The following is a 1,401-nucleotide window of genomic DNA, read 5'->3' as shown; positions in this document are numbered from 1 at the left end:
CATGACTTCGGGGGAAACATAAGACGGGTCTCCTGGCTCGCCGTAATCATCAAAATGATGGGCTTGATCCAGCAGATGTTCCATTCTCGATACCATAGGTTCCTCTCCTTCAACGAGTTGGATGGCAAACTCTTCGATCCGGTCTTTGACAGCGTTGGCGCGCTCATCAAACAGATCCGACATTCTTGCGATGGATAGTGTCATCACATCGGCGGCCATGTCGCGGGCCGTAACTTCGACTTCCGGAGTGCTTTCAACAACCGACATTCCGGCCTGAACTTTCCACGTATCGGTCTCGACTTCCTGCCGCAATCCGCGCTCAAGGCGGGTCGTTGCGGTCAGCTCAATTCCGTATTCCTCAGCAACCTCGACCTGGATAGAGCGCTGAACGTCGATGTTCATTTCGCTGCTCATACCCATAGCCAACCACTGCCCATGTTCGACGCCTCGGTTGTTCACAACGATGTGGACATGGGGGTTGTCAGTGTCGTTATGGAACACTGTCAGGTAGTCCCAGGTATCCCCAAAATCACCGCTGCCAAATAGCCGATCTGCGAACTCCAAACCGGCCTCATGCGCGGCGTCCGGATAGGTGCCTTCGGGGAAAGAAACGATCATGTGACGGGTGTAACCGTAGTTGGTTTTCCCATTGAAATCCTCGGCCCAGGTCTCGATCAAATCACTGACCTGATCCGCATCGAGCGGGGTCACCCCATTGTCTCGAATGTCCAAAACACCCTCTGCGCGGACGGTCAGATAGTTGATCTGGCGGCGCAGCTCGTGCGCGTTTTTCACCCCACCTTTGCGGACGTGCTTTACAACCGCCTCAGGCTTTCCAACCACGGCACCAAGCCGCGCCTTGATGGATGAGGCCCGCGAGATCATGAACTTCATCCGCTTGGCGGTCTGCAGCTGCTGAGTGATCTGCTTAGAACGATCGACGCCCTTCTGAGCCTCACGGAAGGCAAATTCCAGGAAGTCCCCTGCTGTCAGATCACGGGCTGCGGCATTCATTCTTCAGGTGTCCAATCGTCGTCGCGCAAGATCCGGCGAATGGCAGATTCAGGCTCACGGTTTCGGCGGGCCGCTGTGATCATCGCCTTCAGGTCTTGCCGGTGCTGGATGATGGCACGGTGAAGGTTTTCGACATCACGCCGATCATCATCCGTCCAGATCACACTGCCGCGCTTGGCCGATTTCGCAAGCTGATTGAGGTTCGTGTATCCACCCTGAACTTGCCGCAAATGCTTCTGCCAGAGATCCACAACAGCAGGGTCCGGATCGAGATAACCGATCAGCCGATAGATCAGACGCTGGATGATCTGGTTGCGGCTCTTGGCTCCCAGCACGGCCAAAGCCGCTTCCAAACGCTCCAGTGGACACACTGGAAAACGAAAGGAA

General features: G+C 55.7%; 2 protein-coding genes. Both read right to left on the bottom strand.

The window, feature by feature from the left end; all coding sequences use genetic code 11:
- Positions 1-1,014: relaxase/mobilization nuclease domain-containing protein (locus tag ACR0MO_RS21625; protein ID WP_480893307.1), on the bottom strand; the 1,014-nt coding region annotated here is incomplete at its 3' end.
- Positions 1,011-1,401 (bottom strand): hypothetical protein (locus tag ACR0MO_RS21620; RefSeq protein ID WP_480893305.1); only part of this gene is annotated, 391 nt, incomplete at its 5' end. The genes ACR0MO_RS21625 and ACR0MO_RS21620, both read right to left, overlap by 4 nt.

It is taken from the genome of Ruegeria sp. K5, from assembly GCF_056531805.1.
The sequence above is the reverse complement of the archived record's forward strand: the minus strand, read 5'-3'. Positions and strand labels throughout refer to the sequence as shown.